The 17,975-nt window shown below is 60.8% G+C and carries 12 protein-coding genes and 1 riboswitch; of the genes, 4 read left to right on the forward strand and 8 right to left on the reverse strand.

Annotation, left to right across the window (positions count from 1 at the left end; translation table 11 throughout):
* Window positions 1-78: 78 nt before the first annotated feature.
* The 5 genes from ACFSKT_RS28925 to ACFSKT_RS28945 all read right to left on the reverse strand — a co-directional run bounded on the left by ACFSKT_RS28925 (window position 79) and on the right by ACFSKT_RS28945 (window position 6,239).
* A complete protein-coding gene (locus ACFSKT_RS28925; protein ID WP_377719221.1) occupies window positions 79-2,064 on the reverse strand; it encodes a GTP-binding protein in 1,986 nt (661 codons plus the stop codon).
* Window positions 2,065-2,293: 229 nt separating this feature from the next.
* Window positions 2,294-3,067: a hypothetical protein gene (locus tag ACFSKT_RS28930; RefSeq protein WP_377719222.1), complete on the reverse strand. Its 774-nt coding sequence runs from the start codon at window positions 3,065-3,067 to the stop codon at window positions 2,294-2,296.
* A gap of 241 nt (window positions 3,068-3,308) precedes the next feature.
* Window positions 3,309-4,523 carry a glycosyl hydrolase family 8 gene (locus ACFSKT_RS28935; protein WP_377719223.1) on the reverse strand — a complete coding sequence of 405 codons (1,215 nt, stop codon included), beginning with the start codon at window positions 4,521-4,523 and terminating at the stop codon, window positions 3,309-3,311.
* A gap of 239 nt (window positions 4,524-4,762) precedes the next feature.
* Complete coding sequence (locus ACFSKT_RS28940) at window positions 4,763-5,767, reverse strand: LacI family DNA-binding transcriptional regulator (protein WP_377719224.1); 1,005 nt, start codon at window positions 5,765-5,767, stop codon at window positions 4,763-4,765.
* Window positions 5,768-5,945: 178 nt separating this feature from the next.
* The gene (locus ACFSKT_RS28945; protein WP_377719225.1) at window positions 5,946-6,239 is read right to left on the reverse strand and encodes a hypothetical protein; all 294 of its coding nucleotides are present in this window, start codon (window positions 6,237-6,239) and stop codon (window positions 5,946-5,948) included.
* A 109-nt stretch (window positions 6,240-6,348) separates the two neighbouring features.
* On the opposite strand from ACFSKT_RS28945, the gene ACFSKT_RS28950 reads away from it, so the two are divergent.
* On the forward strand, window positions 6,349-7,854 hold the full coding sequence (locus ACFSKT_RS28950) for an ABC transporter substrate-binding protein/permease (protein WP_377719226.1): 1,506 nt from the start codon (window positions 6,349-6,351) through the stop codon (window positions 7,852-7,854).
* On the forward strand, window positions 7,847-8,569 hold the full coding sequence (locus ACFSKT_RS28955) for an amino acid ABC transporter ATP-binding protein (protein WP_377719227.1): 723 nt from the start codon (window positions 7,847-7,849) through the stop codon (window positions 8,567-8,569). The genes ACFSKT_RS28950 and ACFSKT_RS28955 overlap by 8 nt, the downstream gene beginning before the upstream one ends.
* Before the next feature lie 60 nt (window positions 8,570-8,629).
* Here the strand turns inward: ACFSKT_RS28955 and ACFSKT_RS28960 are convergent, their stop codons facing one another.
* Both ACFSKT_RS28960 and ACFSKT_RS28965 read right to left on the reverse strand, forming a co-directional pair.
* Window positions 8,630-9,469, reverse strand: coding sequence for an SMI1/KNR4 family protein (locus tag ACFSKT_RS28960; RefSeq protein WP_377719228.1), 840 nt, complete (start codon window positions 9,467-9,469; stop codon window positions 8,630-8,632).
* Window positions 9,466-11,850: an ATP-dependent DNA helicase gene (locus ACFSKT_RS28965; protein WP_377719229.1), complete on the reverse strand. Its 2,385-nt coding sequence runs from the start codon at window positions 11,848-11,850 to the stop codon at window positions 9,466-9,468. Before ACFSKT_RS28965 ends, ACFSKT_RS28960 begins: the two co-directional genes overlap by 4 nt.
* A 177-nt stretch (window positions 11,851-12,027) precedes the next feature.
* Between ACFSKT_RS28965 and ACFSKT_RS28970 the strand changes: the two genes are divergently transcribed.
* A complete protein-coding gene (locus tag ACFSKT_RS28970; protein ID WP_377719230.1) occupies window positions 12,028-13,527 on the forward strand; it encodes a methyl-accepting chemotaxis protein in 1,500 nt (499 codons plus the stop codon).
* Between the two features lie 97 nt (window positions 13,528-13,624).
* Here ACFSKT_RS28970 and ACFSKT_RS28975 read toward each other — a convergent pair whose 3' ends face one another.
* Window positions 13,625-15,991, reverse strand: a complete 2,367-nt coding sequence (locus tag ACFSKT_RS28975; protein WP_377719231.1) for a putative bifunctional diguanylate cyclase/phosphodiesterase — start codon at window positions 15,989-15,991, stop codon at window positions 13,625-13,627.
* 144 nt (window positions 15,992-16,135) lie between these two features.
* Window positions 16,136-16,226: riboswitch (cyclic di-GMP riboswitch) on the reverse strand.
* 304 nt (window positions 16,227-16,530) lie between these two features.
* Between ACFSKT_RS28975 and ACFSKT_RS28980 the strand changes: the two genes are divergently transcribed.
* Window positions 16,531-17,913 carry an MATE family efflux transporter gene (locus ACFSKT_RS28980; RefSeq protein ID WP_377719232.1) on the forward strand — a complete coding sequence of 461 codons (1,383 nt, stop codon included), beginning with the start codon at window positions 16,531-16,533 and terminating at the stop codon, window positions 17,911-17,913.
* Window positions 17,914-17,975: the final 62 nt, after the last annotated feature.

Consider the following 17,975-nt stretch of genomic DNA (forward strand, 5'->3'; position numbering starts at 1 on the left):
CCTCTAGTTATTCTAGTGCCAGTGTATCATAGTGAAATAGGGATTCCATCGTTAATTTTTTCCCATAATCGGGCATGGTTACTGGCTAGCTAACGCGCTGCGAGCCGTAAGGATATACTTCGCCTGGTCCCGCGGATCGACGCCCCTTCTTCGCCGCTCGGCCCGTACGTCCGGCGGACTCTCCTGGTAGCCGGCGAACGAAGCGGACAACGTCCCGCGTCCTTTGGTCAACGACCCGAGCCTGGCCGGAAAATCGAGCGAGGTCGCCACCGGCAGCATGCCTTCGATCTCCATCCGTTCGCCCTGTACCGCAGGCGGTTCGAATACCGCCCGCATGAGCATGAGCTCGTTCATCAGCTTCCCGCCGTACTTCTCCGGCACGGACAGCCGGAAGCGAAGAAGCGGCTCCAGCAGCTTCGTGCCCGTGTTCGCCAACCCGTCCATGATGCCCATCGGCGTCGCGATGACGAAATCGAGCGGATGCGTGTGCCACACATGATGCTCGCCCTCGACCAGCGTAATCTCGGCATCCGTGACCTCCCAGCCAAGCAGCCCCTGCTGGAGCGCTTCGGGCACGCGCCGCGCCACCTCGTGCTGATAGCTCTCGAGCAGCCGCTCCCCTCGCACGAGGGAGCGGTAGCGGATACCGCTGCCGCGCGGGCCCGGCTCGATGCGAAAGCGCAGGATCGCCCAGCACGGCTTCGGCGCCAGGTAGGCCACGAACCCTTCCCCGGGCGCGGCGGGCGTCTCCTTATAAATAACGGTCGGCTCGTCGAAGGCGACCTCGAGCTTGAACCGGCTGCGCATGACATGCGCCAGCACCTCCATCTGGATGGTGCCCATCACCTTCACGTGCAGCTCCCTCTCCTCCGGCAGCCACTGCAGATCCAGCTGCGGATCCTCGTCGGCCAGCTCCTGGAAGGCCGCGATGACGGCGGGATAGTCCGCGTCGTTCTTCCACCGCGCCTGTACGGTCAGCAGCGGCACCGCGAGCCGGCGTTCGCCGGGGACGGCGGCGTCCGTCCCGAGCACGTCGCCGATCCGCGCCCGGCTCCAGCCGTACACGGCAGCGATGTCCCCCGCCTCCAGTTGGCCGGTATCCTCCGTCTTCCGGCCGTTCAGACGGCGGATCTGCGTCACCTTCTCCTCCAGCTCCCGCGAATGATTACGCACCGTATCCCGGTTGCGGATCGCGCCGTCGTACAGCCGCACGTAAGCGATGCGGCCCATGGCGGGATCGCGCTCGATCTTGAACACGACGCCCGACACGGGACGCTCCGACGAGCCTTGGGGCGAGGGCAGCAGCGCGACGACCGCATCCAGCAGCTCCTTCACCCCGATGCCGCGGCTCGACGCCCCGAAGAGCACGGGGAACAGCGCGCGCCGGCGCACGAGTTCGGGCAGCGCCGCTTCGAGTTGCCCGTCCGTCAGGCCGCCTTCCGCAAGATAGGCTTCCATCGCCGCCTCGTCGCCTTCGGCGACGGCTTCTTCAAGCAGCTCCCGGTAGCCGGCTGCCCCGGTCGCGAAGCCGCCCACTCCGCTGAGCAGCGGCGTCGTGCCGGCGAACCCGCTCTCCTTCCCGTCCGGCGAGACGAGCGGCGCCGCCTGCGGCGACAGCAGCCGCCGGATTTGCGCGAGCACGGCATCCGGGTCCGCGCCGATCCGGTCCATTTTATTCATATAAATCAAGGTCGGAATGCCGAGCTGGCGCAGCGCGTCCCAGATTACCTCGGTCTGCGCCTGCACGCCTTCAACCGCCGAGACGATCAGCACGGCGCCGTCCATGACGCGCAGCGTCCGTTCCACCTCGGACAGGAAATCGACGTGCCCCGGCGTATCGACCAGATTGATCGGCACCCCGTCCCACTGCAGACGCGTGACGGCCGCCCTGACGGAGATGCCGCGCTCCCGCTCCACGTCCAGCCAGTCGGTCTGCGTGGTTCCGCTGTCCACGCTGCCAGGGGCGCGCAGCTGGCCGCTCAAGTGAAGCATATGCTCCGTCGTCGTGGTTTTGCCGGCGTCGACGTGGGCGAACAATCCGACGTTGCGCATTGCGATGGTCATGAGGCGTCCTCCTTGTTCGAGCGCTGAACTCTTTTTCTATTATCATGCGAAATACGAGGACGGTTCGCAAGCGGACGTGCCTTGGGGCGAATAACGCGCAGCGCCCCGACATGCCCCGCGCGGCCGCCCATGAACGAAGCAAGGCGCCATGGGACCGACCCCAGGCGCCTTGCTCTATGTTTAACCAATCGGTTCGCCGAAAGTCCTTTGTCTCCCCGACGCCATCCTATTACAAACGCAGCGGCGTGCGCAAATGCCAGCCGTTCGGATCGAACCCGCCCATCTGACGAAGCACGTGCTGCACCAGCTGTTCGTACTCCTGCACCTGCCGGTACGGATCGTTGTCCTGGATGAGACGCACCATCTTGCGCGCGAATTCTTCATCCGGGAAGGGCGGCGCCAAATATTTGCCCACATACCGGGGATCCTTCAAATAAGCCAGCACCTGATGATGCGGCGTCGAAGCGAGCTTGAGGTAACGGCTGTACGTCTGGAACAGGCGCATCATCGCCTGCTGGCAGACGAACGAATAGTCGGGCCTTCGCTGCTCGTAGCTGTCCAGCACATTGTCCATATCGTCCCATATCGCGTATTTCGCCAGCTCCAGCTCCGCGCCGGTCAAGCCCTCCCGCTCCTTCGCCAACCACGCCTTCGCCTCCGCCTTGAGCGCGTTCGTGACGCCGGACGGATCGTACACGATCCGTCCCGTGGCGAACTGCACCATCGACATCGTGCTGCCCGCCTCGAAATCCTGCCGGAAATACGCGCGAATCTGCTGCGCCGGATTCAGGAAATATTCGATCATGAGGCCGCCCCGGACGAGATTGCCGCGCTCCCGGCTCTCGGCATCCTCCGACAAGATGAGATGAATGTCCAAATCCGAGCGGCGGGAAGGGTTACCCGTAATATAGCTGCCGCACAGCATTGCGCCGATCACGTCTCTGCGGCTTGTCCACGCCAGCAAAAAATCGGCCGCCGCCGTCTCCCATCGTTCCACTGCCATCCGCCCCTTCCATCCCAATATGCGCATGCCCGATGCGAGTTGCGAAAATCTTACAATGCTCTTACCTGCTCCCTCATCATAAGGGAATTGGGGGCGATTGGGAACCATCTTCCGGAAGATCGCGGCCAAAGCATCGCCGCCCGCTTGATTCAACGCCAAAACACCCCTCTGCAACTGCCGCTGCCCCGATAGGGCCCGGTTTGCCGAGGGGTGCATGGCGCTGCGCCTTCGCTTGACTACGTCAGTACGTCCACCAGTTCGACGACATGACCAGCATGGAGAACAGCTTGATGCTGTCTTCGTAGTAGCCTTCCGACGCACTGCCCGCCGTCTTCGTCCAGATCGAATTGAGCCAGCTTTGGTTGGCCGAGCTCGTCATCGCGCTGACGCCGAACGGGGCGTAGAACGCGCCGCTGTTATAACCGCCTACGGTGGTGCCGCTTAGCGTATAACCATCCATGATGTTGTTCGCATTATTCGAGGTCTTCGTTTTGATCCAGCTGTTCAGCTTATTCAGCTGGTTCAGCGCCCGGTTGTCGCCGCTGATGAGATAGTCGGTCGCGATCCGCCACGGCGTGCGGCACGAATTGTAATAGTAACTGCCGTCGTTGCCGCTCTCCAGGAAGTTGGCCGGCGCTGGCACGAACGCGTTGTTCTGATAGATGACGAAATCCGGCATCAGTCCCGTCGTGGAGCTGTTGTTGGCGAAAATGCTGTTGATGATGGCGTACGTTTGATTCGTGACATTATCCCATTTGGCATCGCCGGTCGCGGCTTTGAACGCCTTCATATGGTTCAGCATAAAGTCCGACGGACGCGTCGCACTGCCCCAGTTGCCGCTCGTCGCCCAGTCGCCGAGCCGCAGCGTCCAGCGGGTCTGGTTCACGTCACTCTGCATAATGGCGTTAATGACCTTCTTCGCCTCGGCCAAATAGTTGATCGCCCCCGCGCTGCCCCACTGACGATGCGCCAGCAGCAGCGAGTAGGCGATGTCCATGTCGCCGTCGGTGGCGGAATCCTCGCCTTCGATGTTCTGGAAGCTGCTGTTCTGCTTCCACGCCATCAAATTCGCGTTGATCGCGCTCGGATGCTCGCGGAAATACCGGTACAGCCCGTCGAAATACGTCTGCGCGCTCACGTCCGCCCCGGCCATCATGACGGCGAGCAGCATGCCGTAGCCGTGCGCTTCCGACACCGTCTCGCCCGCGCTGTTGTATTTCACGTAATATTTCCCTGTACCCGCCGGTTTCAAGTAGTTGGTCTTCCACGTGGTCCACTTGCTCTTCACCGCGTTGTCCATCGTCGTCTGGGTCACGTTGCTCGGCTTGATCGTGCCGGCCGTGTACGTCGTATGCTGCGGGAACGGCTTGGCTTCGCCGGCCGCCATGGCCGCGCCGACCGGCAGGAGCGATAGACAAAGTCCGCTTAACAGGAGCACCTTAAATTTCATTTTCATTAACTTGCCTCCTTGGATTCGATGATAGGATGACGAATTCGATCGTTACGCGCTTTCTTTATCCCCCTTGATTAGGTGGGCATCACCTCCTTAAAAAGTTGCCTCCCCCAAAGTCCGCCTCCCAGAGTCTGCCTCCCCCCACCCCCTCCGCCGAGGGGGCTCCAAGGGCGCTGCCCTCTGGACTCCCGTTTCGTTCGGGCACTTTAGGTTGGTGGCAAGCGGTTGCTTTCGAACAAGGCTCACTGGCGGCGTTCCTCCCCCATCCCCCTCGGCTTTGCCGTCGAGGCGCGGACGACGAGCTCCGGTTTGAGCTCGACCTTCGCCGGAGCCGGGAGCTCGCCCTGGAGCGTGGCGAGCATGATGTCCACCGCCTGCCGGCCGATGGGCTCGGCCGGCTGCCGGATCGTGGTGAGCGCCGGGCGATATTGGGACGCGATCACTTGGTCGTCGAAGCCGATCACCGACACGTCCTGCGGGACCCGCACGCCTGCCGCCTGCAAGGCGCAGATGACGCCGATCGCCGTGTAGTCGTCGGCGGCGAACACGGCCGTCGGCAGTCGGCCCGTGGCGAGCCAGCGGTCGGCGGCCTCGAGGCCGGAGGCGATCTGGAACTCGCCCGGCAGGACCGCGAAGGGCGCAAGACCCGCTTCTTGCATGGCGTGCCGGAAGCCGCGTTCGCGTTCCCGGCTGCTCAAGAAAAGCGGCGGCCCCGTGATATGCGCGATCTCTTTATGGCCGAGCTCGAGCAGATGGTTCGCGGCGATGACGCTGCCGGCATAGTTGTCCACGACGATGCTCGATACCGACGGGGCGGGGTGCTGATGGTCGATCAGGATATACGGAATTTTGCGCTTGTCGAGCTCGCGCATGTACGCGATTTCGTTGAGTGGCGAGAGCAGGATGACCCCGTCGACGCGATCTTCCTGGAACAGCATCGGCGACAGGTCGGAATCGACCGCCAGCGTCAGGTAATACCCTTTGGCCGCGAGACGGTCGCTAATTTCCTTGATGACGGCGTCGAAGAAGGAATCGTCCAGCGTCGAGAGCATCATGCCGATCAGGTTCGTCTTCCCCTTCGCCAGGCTGCGCGCCGCCGCCTTCGGGTGATAATCCAGTTCCTTCATCACCTCGAGCACCTTCAGCCGGTTCTTCTCTCGCACGGTCGATTCGTTGTTAAGGACACGGGAAACGGTGACGACCGACAATCCCGCCCGTTTGGCGACATCGTAAATGCTGGCTTTCATTAGCGCGATTGCTCCTTGTGCATAAAATAATCAGTCGTGACTACTTTCAAGGGAACTAAAATAAAACCGGTTTAACTTTTGGGATCGAATAATTGGCGGAATATGGGCCGAAAAGCAAGAGTGGTTTGAATAGGAGCGGAGTTGGAACGGCTTGAAAGTATAACCGGTTTAATTTTTATCACTTGCCGATAGTATAGGCGATGATCGGTGTGGTGTACATCGATCCCTTTTCCCTGTTTTGCTGTAGTTCTAGCGTACCTGCGGTTGTCAAAATGCGTCCGAATACGCCACCATTGTTCGACGTTCCGCGCCGCTCGCCTGCCCCTGCCGCCTTGACCGTCAGCGCCCTTCGGCAGGCCGATCGCGCTGACGCCCCGTCCTCCGTAACGTTGTCGAAATATTCGCCGAGGCCCGCCGTTACAGGCTTTTTCACGTTGATGCGACACTCGGCTAAAATCGATGCATCCGTCAAAGCGGACACACATTGGTAACATTATCCGGTGTTGAGAGTTGCGTTCGATTTGGGTATAGTATTCAAGTGCGCATATTTATACAGACTTTATACAGAAGAGGACAATCCAATGAGCAGATGGTTAAAATGGGTCGTCACCCCGCTCGCCGCGCTAATTCTCGTCACGGGAATCGCGGGCGGCACGGGCTTTGGCGGCTTTTTTGCGAGCTTGACCGGCGATGCCGGGCTGGCCTTGGCCGCGGGAGAATCGACTTCCGATAACGGCAAAACGATCATTATGGGCACTTCGCCCGATTACCCGCCTTACGAAAGCGTCGACGCCAAGAACGGCGGAGAAATTATCGGTCTCGATATCGAGATCGCCAAAGCGATTACCGAACGATTGGGCTACAAGCTCGAAATATCCGGCATGGATTTCAGCGGTCTCATCGCCGCCCTCCAGACGCAGCGCGTCGACTTCGTCATGTCGGCGATGTCCGTCACGGAGGAGCGCAAGCAGAGCATCGACTTCTCCGATTCCTACTACGCGGCGCGCAACACGATCGTCGCTCTGAAGGACAGCGGACTGACGACCGAAGACGCCCTCAAGGGCAAGCGCGTCGGCGTGCAGCTCGGCTCCACGCAGGAAGAAGCGGTCATGAAGATGGAAGGGCTCGGCGAGATTAAGAAGCTGGACAAGCTGCCGAACCTGATTCAAGAGATCAAGTCCGGCCGCCTTGATGCGGTCATCGTCGAGGATGCGGTCGCGGCGGGCTATACGGACGCCAATCCCGATCTGATCTTCACGATGCTTGAGCCGAATCCGGACGACCTCGGGTATGCGATCGCCTTCCCGAAAGGTTCGGAATTGACGCCGGCGTTCAACGCCGAGCTGCAGAAGATGAAAGACAGCGGCGAGCTGCAGACGCTCGTCGATAAGTGGTTCAATACGAAGTCCGATGTGAAGAGCACGAAGAAGGGCATCGATTTCAGCGTGCTGAGCGGCTATGTCGGCTATATTTTCAAAGGCATCTTCGTCACCCTGCTGTTCACGCTCGTCTCCGCCCTGTTCGGCTTCATCTGGGGCGGCATTCTATCCCTGTTCAAAATCTCGTCGATCGCGCCGCTGCGCTGGTTCGCGACCGTATACACGTCGATCTTCCGCGGCACGCCGCTCCTGCTGCAGCTGCTCCTGATCTACTACGCGACGCCGCAGCTGTTCAACTACGACATTCCGGCGCTCTTGGCGGCCGGTCTCGCGTTCGGCCTCAACTCGGCCGCTTACTTGTCCGAGACGATCCGCGGGGGCATCATGGCCGTGGACAAAGGGCAGCGCGAAGCGGCGATCGCCCTCGGCATCCCGTACAAGACGATGATGATCAGCATCATTTTCCCGCAGGCGGTGAAGAACATCCTCCCGGCGCTCGTCAACGAATGCGTGGCGCTCGTGAAGGAATCGTCGCTCGTCTCGATCATCGGCGTCGCCGATCTGATGCGCCGCGCGAACGTCGTGCAGGCCAATACATTCAAGGCGTTCGAAGCATTGCTGCTCGTCGGCGCCATCTACTATGTGCTCGTCCTGACGCTAACGTCGCTGGCCGGGCTGCTGGAAAGGAGGATGCGCCGCAGTGATTAAAGTCGAGCATCTGAACAAATCCTATGGCAAAAATGCCATCCTTCACGATATATCGACCACGGTGGAACGGGGCGAGGTCGTCGCCATCATCGGGCCGTCCGGCTCGGGCAAATCGACCTTCCTGCGCTGCCTCAACCTGCTGGAGACGCCGACGAGCGGCTCCATCACGATCGACGGCACCGTGCTGACCGATCCGAAGACCGACATGGGCCAGGTTCGCCAGCGGATCGGCATGGTGTTCCAGCATTTTCACCTGTTCCCGCACATGACGGTCATCGACAACATTACCTTCGCGCCGATGCGCGTGAAGGGGCTGAGCAAGGAAGAAGCGCGCGCCAAAGGCCTGCAGCTGCTGGAGCGCGTCGGTCTCGCCGAGAAAGCCGACGTCTATCCGTCGAAGCTCTCCGGCGGCCAGAAGCAGCGCGTGGCGATCGCCCGGTCGCTGGCGATGGATCCGGATATCATGCTGTTCGACGAGCCGACCTCGGCGCTCGATCCGGAGATGGTCAAGGAAGTGCTCGCGGTTATCCGCGACCTTGCGTCCTCCGGCATGACGATGCTGATCGTGACGCACGAGATGAAGTTCGCGCGCGAGGCGTCGGACACGATCTACTTCCTCGACGCCGGCCGGCTCATCGAGCGCGCCGACCCGGAGACGTTCTTCGCCAGCCCGCAGAGCGAACGCGCCGCGCGGTTCCTGGAGCAGGTGCTGTAATCGACTATATAACGAGAGGGTCCCGAATCGGCTTCAAGCCGTGGGACCCTCTTTGTCATGTCATGCTGGCGAATTGCCATTCCCGAGCCGCTTGCGCAGCTTCTCCAAACTATATTCGACGAGCGCACGCACATCCTTGTTCCGGGAATCCGCAAGACCGATCAGCATGTCCTCCAAAGCTTCGTCCTCGATCATCCCCGGGTTGTCGCCTTCCGCGCAGCACATCAGGAACAGCATCAGGTATAAATGAACCTTCGGATTGGCATGCCCCCTCATCCGCTCAACCATGTAACGGATCAGCTGCCTGTTCGTCGAGAGAATCGTCGTGAACAGCTTGTCGATTTCCCCCGGCTTCCCGTCCTCCATCGCCTGATCGATCTTGGCGCGGAGCGTCCTTTCCTGTTCATCGGTAACCACACCATCCGCTTGCTGCTCATCTTCTTCAATATTGGATTCGAGGCCTTCTACAAATGCTGCAAACGTCGCGGCAAGCCGGATGTCCTGCTTGCGCTCGACGTCGATAAAGACAACCGACGGCTCCCGTTTGCCCGCGCTCCGGTAATCGAGCCCGACAAACATCGGCGGATCAGCGGAGAGCAGCACGATTCGGCCGCTGCGAATGCCCCATTCCTTCCGCAAGTACAAGGAGTCCAGTATACCCGGATCTTCCCCGATCCCGTAGAGAAAGTCGACCTGCACCGAATTGTTCGCCCAGCTCGTCGGCTCCGGGCAAGGAAAATACTTCCGAGCGCAGCGGAATCCATTCCGCCGTTTCATCAGCTCGACATACGAGGCCGGAAGCACAACCTTCAGCGCTTCCTGCACACGCGCAAGCGTGTCCTCGTCGAACTCGCCTTTGTAATAGTCGTCATGCGCTTCTTCCCACAATGAGCTCTTCATGGCTCGTCTCCTCTCCGTCCTTGCCGGTATTCTTGTCCATGTTCGTCCACTGCCGCATAACGAAACTCCCGATCCTGCCGCCACTCCTCCGGCAGCAGCCGCCGGTATTGCCCCTGACGGTAGCGGTCGTCGATGAGCAGCAGGGTGCCGCGGTCGTCCTCCGATCGGATGAGCCGCCCGCCCGCCTGCAGCACCTTGTTCATGCCGGGGATGACGTACGCGTACTCAAAGCCGCTGCCGCGCGTCCGGTCGAAGTGCGCCTTGAGCAAATCCCGCTCGAATCCGATCTGAGGCAGGCCGACGCCGACGATGCCGACGAGCGTCAGCCGGTCGCCGACGAGGTCGACCCCTTCGGAGAAAATGCCGCCCATGACGGCGAAGCCGAACAAAGGCACGCCGCGCTCCGCCTGGAAGCTGGCCAGGAATTGCTCCCGCTCCGCCTCCGACATCGCCGTGCGCTGCACGATGACTTCGATCTTGCCCTCCTCGATCAGCGGGCCGAGCAGCGCTTCGAACCGCTCGTAGATGTCCGCCATGTACGCGTACGACGGGAAGAAGAACAACCCGTTCCCTTCGTGACGCCGCGCCTGCTCCGCCAGCAGTTCCGCCAGCGGCTCGCGCGTCCGCTCCCGGTCCTGATAGCGCGTCGAGAGCGGCACGAGGCGCGCCTCCAACTGCTCGGCCGTGAATGGCGACGGGATCGCGACAGAGTAGTCTTCTTCGCCGCCCCCCAGCATGTCCATGTAATACGAGAGCGGCGAGAGGGTCGCGGAGAATAGAATCTGCGAGCGGTACCCCTTTGTCATCTGGCGCAGCTGCTGCGACGGGTCCAGGCAGAACATCCGGACCTTCACTTCGCTCTTGAAGCATTCCGTATACGTGACATGGCGCTCCTCGTCGTACAGCTTGGCCGTACGCAGGAAGGCTTGCGCCGCGAAGAATGCGTCCAACAGCTGCGCGCCCGCTTCGGATCCATCTTCGCCCCCGCCCCGGGCCAAGTACCGCTCCGCAGCCGCCGAGAACGATTCGACGAGCGCTAGCAGCGGCTCCGGCTTCGCCGTCTCCACCTCCGTCAGCCGCTCCCCGATCGCCTTGCGCCGCGCGAGCAAGTAGTCGTTGACCGCCTTCGCCGCCGCGGCGACCTCTCGCTCCGTCGTCTTGAACGTTCGGCCAAGCTCCAGGAACATGGCTTTCGCAAGCTCCCCGGAATACATCTCGCGCGCCCGTTCGACCAGGTTATGCGCCTCGTCGACGAGCAGCGCCGTCTTCCGCTTCTGCTCCTCGAACTGCCGCTTCAGGCTGACGCGCGGATCGAAGATGTAATTATAATCGCAGATTACCGCATCCGCCGCGTAAGCCGCGTCCAGCGAGAACTCGAACGGGCATACCCGGTGCTTGCGCGCATATCCCTCGATGACCGTCCGCGTCATGATCGTCTCGTGCTCCAGCATGTCCAGCACGGCCCCGTTCACCCGGTCGTAATAGCCGTCCGCGTACGGGCAGTGCTCCGGCGAGCAGCGCACTTCCTCTTGGAAGCAAACCTTCTCCTTCGCCGTGATCGTCACCGCGTGCATCCGCAATCCCTTCGTCTCCATGAGCGCCAGCGCTTCCTCCGCCGCCGTGCGGGTGATCGTCCGCGCCGTCAGGTAGAAGAGCCGCTGGAGCACGCCCGCGCCGACGGCTTTGATGGCCGGGAAGAGCGTCGAGATCGTTTTGCCCGTGCCTGTCGGCGCCTTGGCGAACAGCTTCGTCCCCGCTTCGATCGACTTGTAGACGGCGCCGGCGAATTTGCGCTGGCCGCTCCGATAAGCCGGGAACGGGAACGGCAGCTCGCGGATGCTCGCGTCTCTGGCGGCCTCGTGCGCCGTGCGCATACGTGCGTACGGCGCGTACTTCTCCACGGTCTCGTGCACGAACGCCGTAAGCTCCGCCAGCGTAAGCTCCCGCTTGAACCGCTTCTCCGCCTCGCTGTCCACCTGCACGTAGGTCAACTGCACGCCGATCGCCGCCAAGCCCCGTTCGTGCGCCACGATGAAGGCGTAGCAATAAGCCTGCGCCCAGTGCACCGGATAGCTGTCCTCGGCAATATTGGCGAGTTCCCCGGAGGTGGACTTGATCTCGTCGATCGTGATCGCGCCGTCCTCGGCCTCCAGCAAGCCGTCGCAGCGGCCGTCGATGACGAAGAGCAGCTCCCCGCACGCCACCTCGGTCTTCACGTACACTTCCTTCTGGTCCCGTTCGCTATAGCGGCTTTGTACCCGCTGGTGCGCCTTCGTCCCCTCGGTCAGCGCCGTCGCCGTCCGGAATCCCGTGTCGATATCGCCGCTCGAATAGGCATATTCCACCAGCGGCCGAACCGCGATCGTGATCGTCGTCGTCATGTCGCCTCCATTTCTCCTTCCGCCAGGAACGTTTGTTCCCTCCATTGTACCATGTCTTCGGAGCGCCTTCAGCCTTAGGATGAATCGGAACATTTTAGCGTCACGTTGATCTCTTCGTTCGCGGACGAAATGCCGATAACAAGCAGTAATACCTACTTTGCGCAAGGAGGAACCGCAATGGATTTGAATACCCTGCAGCTGCTCGACATGCGCCGCAAAAACAGGCTGGCCGGAGCCGCCCTGATGTTCGCGAGCGTGATGGGCATATTAGCGCAGTTCGCTTTAAGCAATCCCTGGTCGCTCAAAATCATGATGCTCGTCAGCACCGCGATCGTGATCGGACTCATCGCGCTTAATCGGCGCCAAGTCGCCGTCGCCCTATTCCCGTACGCGGGTCTCGTGCTGATGGCCGCCGTCGTGGTCGTCTTCTTGTTCCGCAGCGCCGCCATGTCCAACCTGATGATGCTGTACATGCTGGTCGCGACCGGATCGATTTATTTGCGCCGAGGCATCATGCTTGCCTACTTCGGGACCGGCTTCCTGATCTACGGCGCTTTCTTCTGGTACCACCAAGGCGACCCGATGCTCGACGGCTCCGCAAGGACGGTCATCATCCACCTGATGACGTACACGGTCGTCACCGTCATCTTGTTCCTGAAGGAGAAGATCGCTTCCCAGATGTTCGCCGACATCGACGAGAGCCGTTCCGCGACGGAAGAGCTGCTTCGTCTCGAGCAAGAACGCGAGCAACAGCTGCGCGCCTCTTCGGCGACGTTGTCCGGGAACATCGAGCGTATTTTCAATAAGAACGCCACAAACGCCGAATCGATGAAAGAAATCAATCAAGGCTTCCAAGAAATCGCCTCCGGGGTGACCGTGCAGGCGCAGACGATCAGCGACATCACCGAAGAGCTCGAGCAGACGAACCGGATGGTCGCCCGGATGGTGGAACAGTCGGACACGCTGGAGCAGAAGGCCGCCGAGTCCGAGCAGGCGAGCCAGGACGGCTCCGAGCGCGTCGAGGCGCTATCCCGCGCGATGCAGCAGTTCAGCGGTTCGTTCGAGGTCATGCACCAAGAGATGGCGAATCTGCAGGCCAGCATCGCGGAAGTGACGCATTCGGTCCGCTCCATCAACGACATCTCCGCCCAGACGAACATCCTCTCGCTCAACGCCAGCATCGAGGCGGCGCGCGCGGGCGAAGCCGGGCGCGGCTTCGCGATCGTGGCCCAGGAGGTTCGTTCGCTCGCCGCGCAGAGCACGGCGCTTGCGGACGAGATGATGAGCAAGATCGGCAAAATCCAGCTCGACACGCGCTCCGTTCAGGAGCTGATGTCGCGCAACGTGGAGCAGATGACCCAATCGGTCGACATGACCGATCAGACGCGCGGCACGTTCCGCACGATCGAAGCGGCCATCGGCATCTTAACGGAGACCATCAAGCACAATCACGAGCAGACCAAGTCCATCGGCTCGAAATCGGCCCATGTGAAGACGGCCACCGCCGATTTCGCGGCTTTCATCGAAGAGCTGTCGGCGACGCTCGATCAATTGTCGGCGACGGTCGGCGAGCAAAGCGCGAACCAGCAGGACATCACGGCCGATATCCGCGAGAGCCGCGGCGAGGTGCAGCATTTGATGAGCCTGTACCAGGCGGACAAGGGCGACAAATCCTAACCGCCCCCGCTCCGAATATAGCTCCAACAACAAGAGGCTGCCATCCGGCAGCCTCTTGTTTGCGTTCTCCAGCTATTGGCGGGCCGGCCGTTCGGGCTTAAGCCGTCCCGAGCTGTCCGCAGCATCCTTTGCGTTGCAAGTAGGCGTCCATGTCATCTCGGCTCATCGGCCTTCCGTACAGATAGCCTTGTCCCTCATGGCAGCCCAGCCCGCGGAGCATCTCGTGCTGCTCCGCCGTCTCGACGCCTTCGGCGACGACCTGCAGCCCCAGATCGCGCGCAAGCGCGACGACGGAACGTATAACGGCCAGATCCTTCTTGTTCGTGGCGATATCCCGGACGAGCGAGCGGTCGATCTTGATGAAGTCGAACGGGAATCGGCCGAGCACCGCCAGCGACGAATAGCCTGTGCCGAAATCATCGATGGCCAGCTTCACGCCCATCTCGCCCAGCGCCTTGCAAATTTGATACGACGTCTCCACGTCGGCGATCGCCGTGCTCTCCGTGATCTCCAGGCAAAGATTATGAGACGGCAAGCCGTATCGATCCAGCAGCCCCGCCACTTGTTCGGCCAGCTCTGCATCCCGCAGCTGGATCGCGGAGAGATTGACGGAGACGACGAATTCTTGGCAGCCCCGATCAACCCAATGCTTCGCCTGCTTGATGGCTTCCTCGAGCACCCATCGGCCGATCGGCACGATGAGCCCGTTCGCTTCGGCGACCGGAATGAACACGTCCGGCGGCACCGCGCCGAGCTCCGGCGAATGCCAGCGCAGCAGCGCTTCGGCGCCGTATACGCCGCCGGCAGGCAGATCGATCTGCGGCTGGAAGTGCAACTGCAGCTCTCCCCGCCCAAGCGCGGAGGACAAGCCGCTGACGAGCGTCATATAGTTGTCGGCGTTCGTCTTCAATTGCGGCTGGAACAGCTGATATTGGTTGCGTCCGCCGTTCTTGGCCACGTACATCGCCGTGTCGGCGCTCCGCAGCAGCGTCTCGTTGTCGCGGCCGTCATCCGGCGCCAAGCTAATGCCGATGCTCGCGGTAATCGCATACGGCTTGCCGCCCAGCATGACGGGCTCCTTCATGGCGGCGATCAGCGCCTCCGCATGGCGTAACACCTCGTCCCGCCCGCCGCGGACCAGCACGCCGAACTCGTCGCCGCCGAGCCGGGCCACGAAGCCTCCGGAGGCGGCCCGAAGCTTGCCCGCCACCTGCTGCAGCATCGCGTCGCCCGCCGAGTGGCCGAGCGTGTCGTTGACCCATTTGAATTGATCCAGATCGAGCAGCATGACGCCAAGCTCCAGCCCGCTGGCCAGATCCTGCCGAATGCGGTCCGAGAAATGCCGGCGATTGCCCAGTCCCGTAAGCTCGTCTTCATAGGCGAGCTGGGCGAGCCGTGCCTCGTCCTCCTTCTGACGGGTCATATCGCGCGCAAGCAGGAACGAATACAGACTGCCTTCGATCTCGATATAATCGCTATGCGCCTCCACGAGGTGCGTCTGGCCGTAGGCTCCGATCAACACCAGCTCCCGGTGCAGCGGCGTCAGCGTCTCGCTGGCCTGCCGGTAGTCGGCCTCGAAGGCCTCCCGTTCGCTGGCACGCAGCAAGCCCGAGAACCGGCGTCCGTGCAGGCTGCCTTCCGGACTAAGGCCGACCAGCTTATGGAACGAGGCGTTCGCCTCCACGATGCGGCACTGGCTGTCCAGCAGCACGATGCCGTGATGCGACAGCTTGAAGAGCAGCTCGTACCTTCTACCGGTCGCGGCCAGAAAGTCGTGATTGACCATGGCGTAACGAAGCGCGAACGCCCAGATCACGACGCATGAGGTCGGGAGGAAATTGAACGTGTATACGCCTCTAGAGACGAGCACGAAGTTGATGCCCACGGCCACAATCACCGCGAGCACAGTGCAAACCGTTCCCCACAGAATCGCGCTGAACCGCTTCATCTCCGTCGTATTGCGATAAACGGCATACAAGATTTTGTGAATAAGCATGAATACGACGCCCAAGAACGTATACGCGAGCCCCGCACCAAGAAGCAGCCCGTAGACGGGACCGAACGAATCGTACCGGTGCCCGTCGTGCACCTCGAGACGGACGTCGTTGGCGAATAGGGGAAGGAACGAGAGCGCCGCGCAAAGAAACGGCATCAGGGCGAGCGCCAGGCCGATTCTCGTCGTCTGGTTGCCCCCGGTCAGATGGCGAAAGAACAGCAGCGCGAGGCCCATCGTCAGGAAGGCCATCGTGAACCGCAGCCGGGCCGCCATTTCGCTGGCCGACAACGGAATAAAGTGATAAATGGCGAACTGCAGGACGAGCATCAGCCCCAGCGAGAACATGAGCGCCATGGTCAGCTGGTGCAGCCGATGCCGAGGGTTGCGCCAATAAATTTCGGCCCCCATATAGAACAGCAGATAGCTTGGAAGGAGAAGGAGTAGAATGGAAACAATCCATAATTGCATCGGAGTCAGCTCCACGTCGTTGATAGTCTAAGAAGTTATGATGCCAATACCGGCTTGCTTCTATGGAATCGGGGGACAAACGCTTTCATGGTAAGGGACGAAATGCCGAGGGATAAAAAAAAGAACCTCCGCGGGTTCTCCTTGCGCGGCAGCTGGCTGGCAACGGGAGACAAGCTCCGGTAAGCCCCTATAGTTTTGCGTCCCGTCCTTTCGGAGCGGTTTGCCCTGAACATCATGTTGTTTAGTCCTATTATAGGCCGATCCTCCTAACCTCGTCTACCCTTGTCCCCCGCTCAAACGGGCCTTCCCACCATTTGGCTGCATTTGTGCGAAAGATCCAAATCACCCCTTCCAAGTCGCCTGATCGTCGTGCTGCGTAGGCTTTGCAAGGGATATCCGCTTTATTGCATATGGTTCCGCTTCCATTAAAAAATTGAAAGCTGCTCACTTATTTTTAACATGTAGTTGATGCAAAGCTAATAGGTCTATGTTACGATAGCCCCATTGCATAAAAGGAACGAAAGCGCAGGTGGTATACGTTGTCAAGCGCATCTACGGGTGACGCCAAAGGCCTTAGCCTTTATAAATTAACATGGCCGATTTTCTTAGAAGTTTTCCTGTTCATGCTGATGGGTACGGCCGATATCTACATGCTCAGCCGCGTATCCGACGATGCGGTCTCCGCGGTCGGCGTCGTCAACCAATACTTATTTATTTGTATTCTTATTATGGAAGTGATCAGTAACGGGGCGGCCATCGTCGTGGCCCAGTACATCGGGGCGAAGCGGATGCTCGAAGCGTCGAAGATCGCCGGGCTCGCCGTCACGCTTAACCTGCTTCTCGGCCTGGTCGTCAGCGGCGCGCTGTTCATCTTCGGCAATATGATTCTCGGGGAAATGAACCTGCACGGCGAAGTGCTCGCCTATGCCAAGACGTATATGAGCATCGTGGGCGGCTTCCTCTTCATTCAAGCGCTAATCAACGTGTTCGCGAGCCTCATCCGCACCTACGGCTTTACGAAAGAATCGATGTATGTCGCGCTCGGCATGAACGTGCTTCATATCGGGCTGAACTATGCGCTGATTTTCGGCAATCTCGGCTTCCCGGAGATGGGCGTGGCCGGCGCGGCCGTGTCGACCGTCATTAGCCGCGGCGTCGCGTTTCTTGTGTTCCTCTGGCTGCTTTACCGTGTCATGGAAGTGCGCATCGCCTTCCGTTATTATCTGACATTCACGAAGGAATATATTCAGAAAATCCTGCGGATCGGCATACCGTCCGCGCTTGAGCAGGTCACCTACCATGCCTGCCAAACGGTCTTTCTTTATTATGTCACTTTCCTCGGCTCGGAGGCGCTCGCGGCTCGCAACTACGCGAACTCCATCTCGCAGTACGTGTATTTGTTCAGCGCGGCGATCGGCATGGGCACCGCGATTATCGTCGGCAGACTCGTCGGGGCCAAGCAGAAGGAGATCGCTTTCCGACGGGTTATCTCCAGCGTGGCGTGGAGCGTCGGCATTACGGTCATCGTCGACGTGCTGGCCATGCTGTTCCGTTATCCGCTCGCCGGGCTGTTCACCGACAATCCGAACATCGTCGCGATCGTCGCGCAGGTCATTCTCATCAGCATCGTGCTGGAGACCGGCCGCGCCGGCAATCTCGTGCTCGTCAACGCGCTGCGCGCGGCCGGCGACGCGAAGTTCACGGTCTACATGGGCTTTATCTCGATGGTGCTCATGAGCTTGCCGCTCGGCTATCTGCTCGTGTTCCAGCTCGATCTTGGCTTGGTCGGCATCTGGCTCGCCATCGCCGCGGACGAATGGCTCCGCGCCGTCATCATGTGGGTACGCTGGCGCAGCCGCCGCTGGGAGAGCCGATCGCTCGTCGAGCCCGGCCCCGCCGAGGCAGCCGCTGCGGCGCATTAATCATCCTTATTACGGCAGCACAAAGGCTGGCCTGCGTCATCGCCATGACGCGCGCCAGCCTT

Source organism: Paenibacillus xanthanilyticus, from assembly GCF_042682185.1.
GTDB lineage: Bacteria > Bacillota > Bacilli > Paenibacillales > Paenibacillaceae > Paenibacillus_Z > Paenibacillus_Z xanthanilyticus.

Coding starts and splice junctions, on each gene's coding strand:
- ACFSKT_RS28960 (WP_377719228.1), bottom strand. CDS start 9,469: ATGAAGAGCTCATTGTGGGAAGAAGCGCATGACGACTATTACAAAGGC.
- ACFSKT_RS28965 (WP_377719229.1), bottom strand. CDS start 11,850: ATGACGACGACGATCACGATCGCGGTTCGGCCGCTGGTGGAATATGCC.
- ACFSKT_RS28930 (WP_377719222.1), bottom strand. CDS start 3,067: ATGGCAGTGGAACGATGGGAGACGGCGGCGGCCGATTTTTTGCTGGCG.
- ACFSKT_RS28970 (WP_377719230.1), top strand. CDS start 12,028: ATGGATTTGAATACCCTGCAGCTGCTCGACATGCGCCGCAAAAACAGG.
- ACFSKT_RS28925 (WP_377719221.1), bottom strand. CDS start 2,064: ATGACCATCGCAATGCGCAACGTCGGATTGTTCGCCCACGTCGACGCC.
- ACFSKT_RS28940 (WP_377719224.1), bottom strand. CDS start 5,767: ATGAAAGCCAGCATTTACGATGTCGCCAAACGGGCGGGATTGTCGGTC.
- ACFSKT_RS28975 (WP_377719231.1), bottom strand. CDS start 15,991: ATGCAATTATGGATTGTTTCCATTCTACTCCTTCTCCTTCCAAGCTAT.
- ACFSKT_RS28935 (WP_377719223.1), bottom strand. CDS start 4,523: ATGAAAATGAAATTTAAGGTGCTCCTGTTAAGCGGACTTTGTCTATCG.
- ACFSKT_RS28950 (WP_377719226.1), top strand. CDS start 6,349: ATGAGCAGATGGTTAAAATGGGTCGTCACCCCGCTCGCCGCGCTAATT.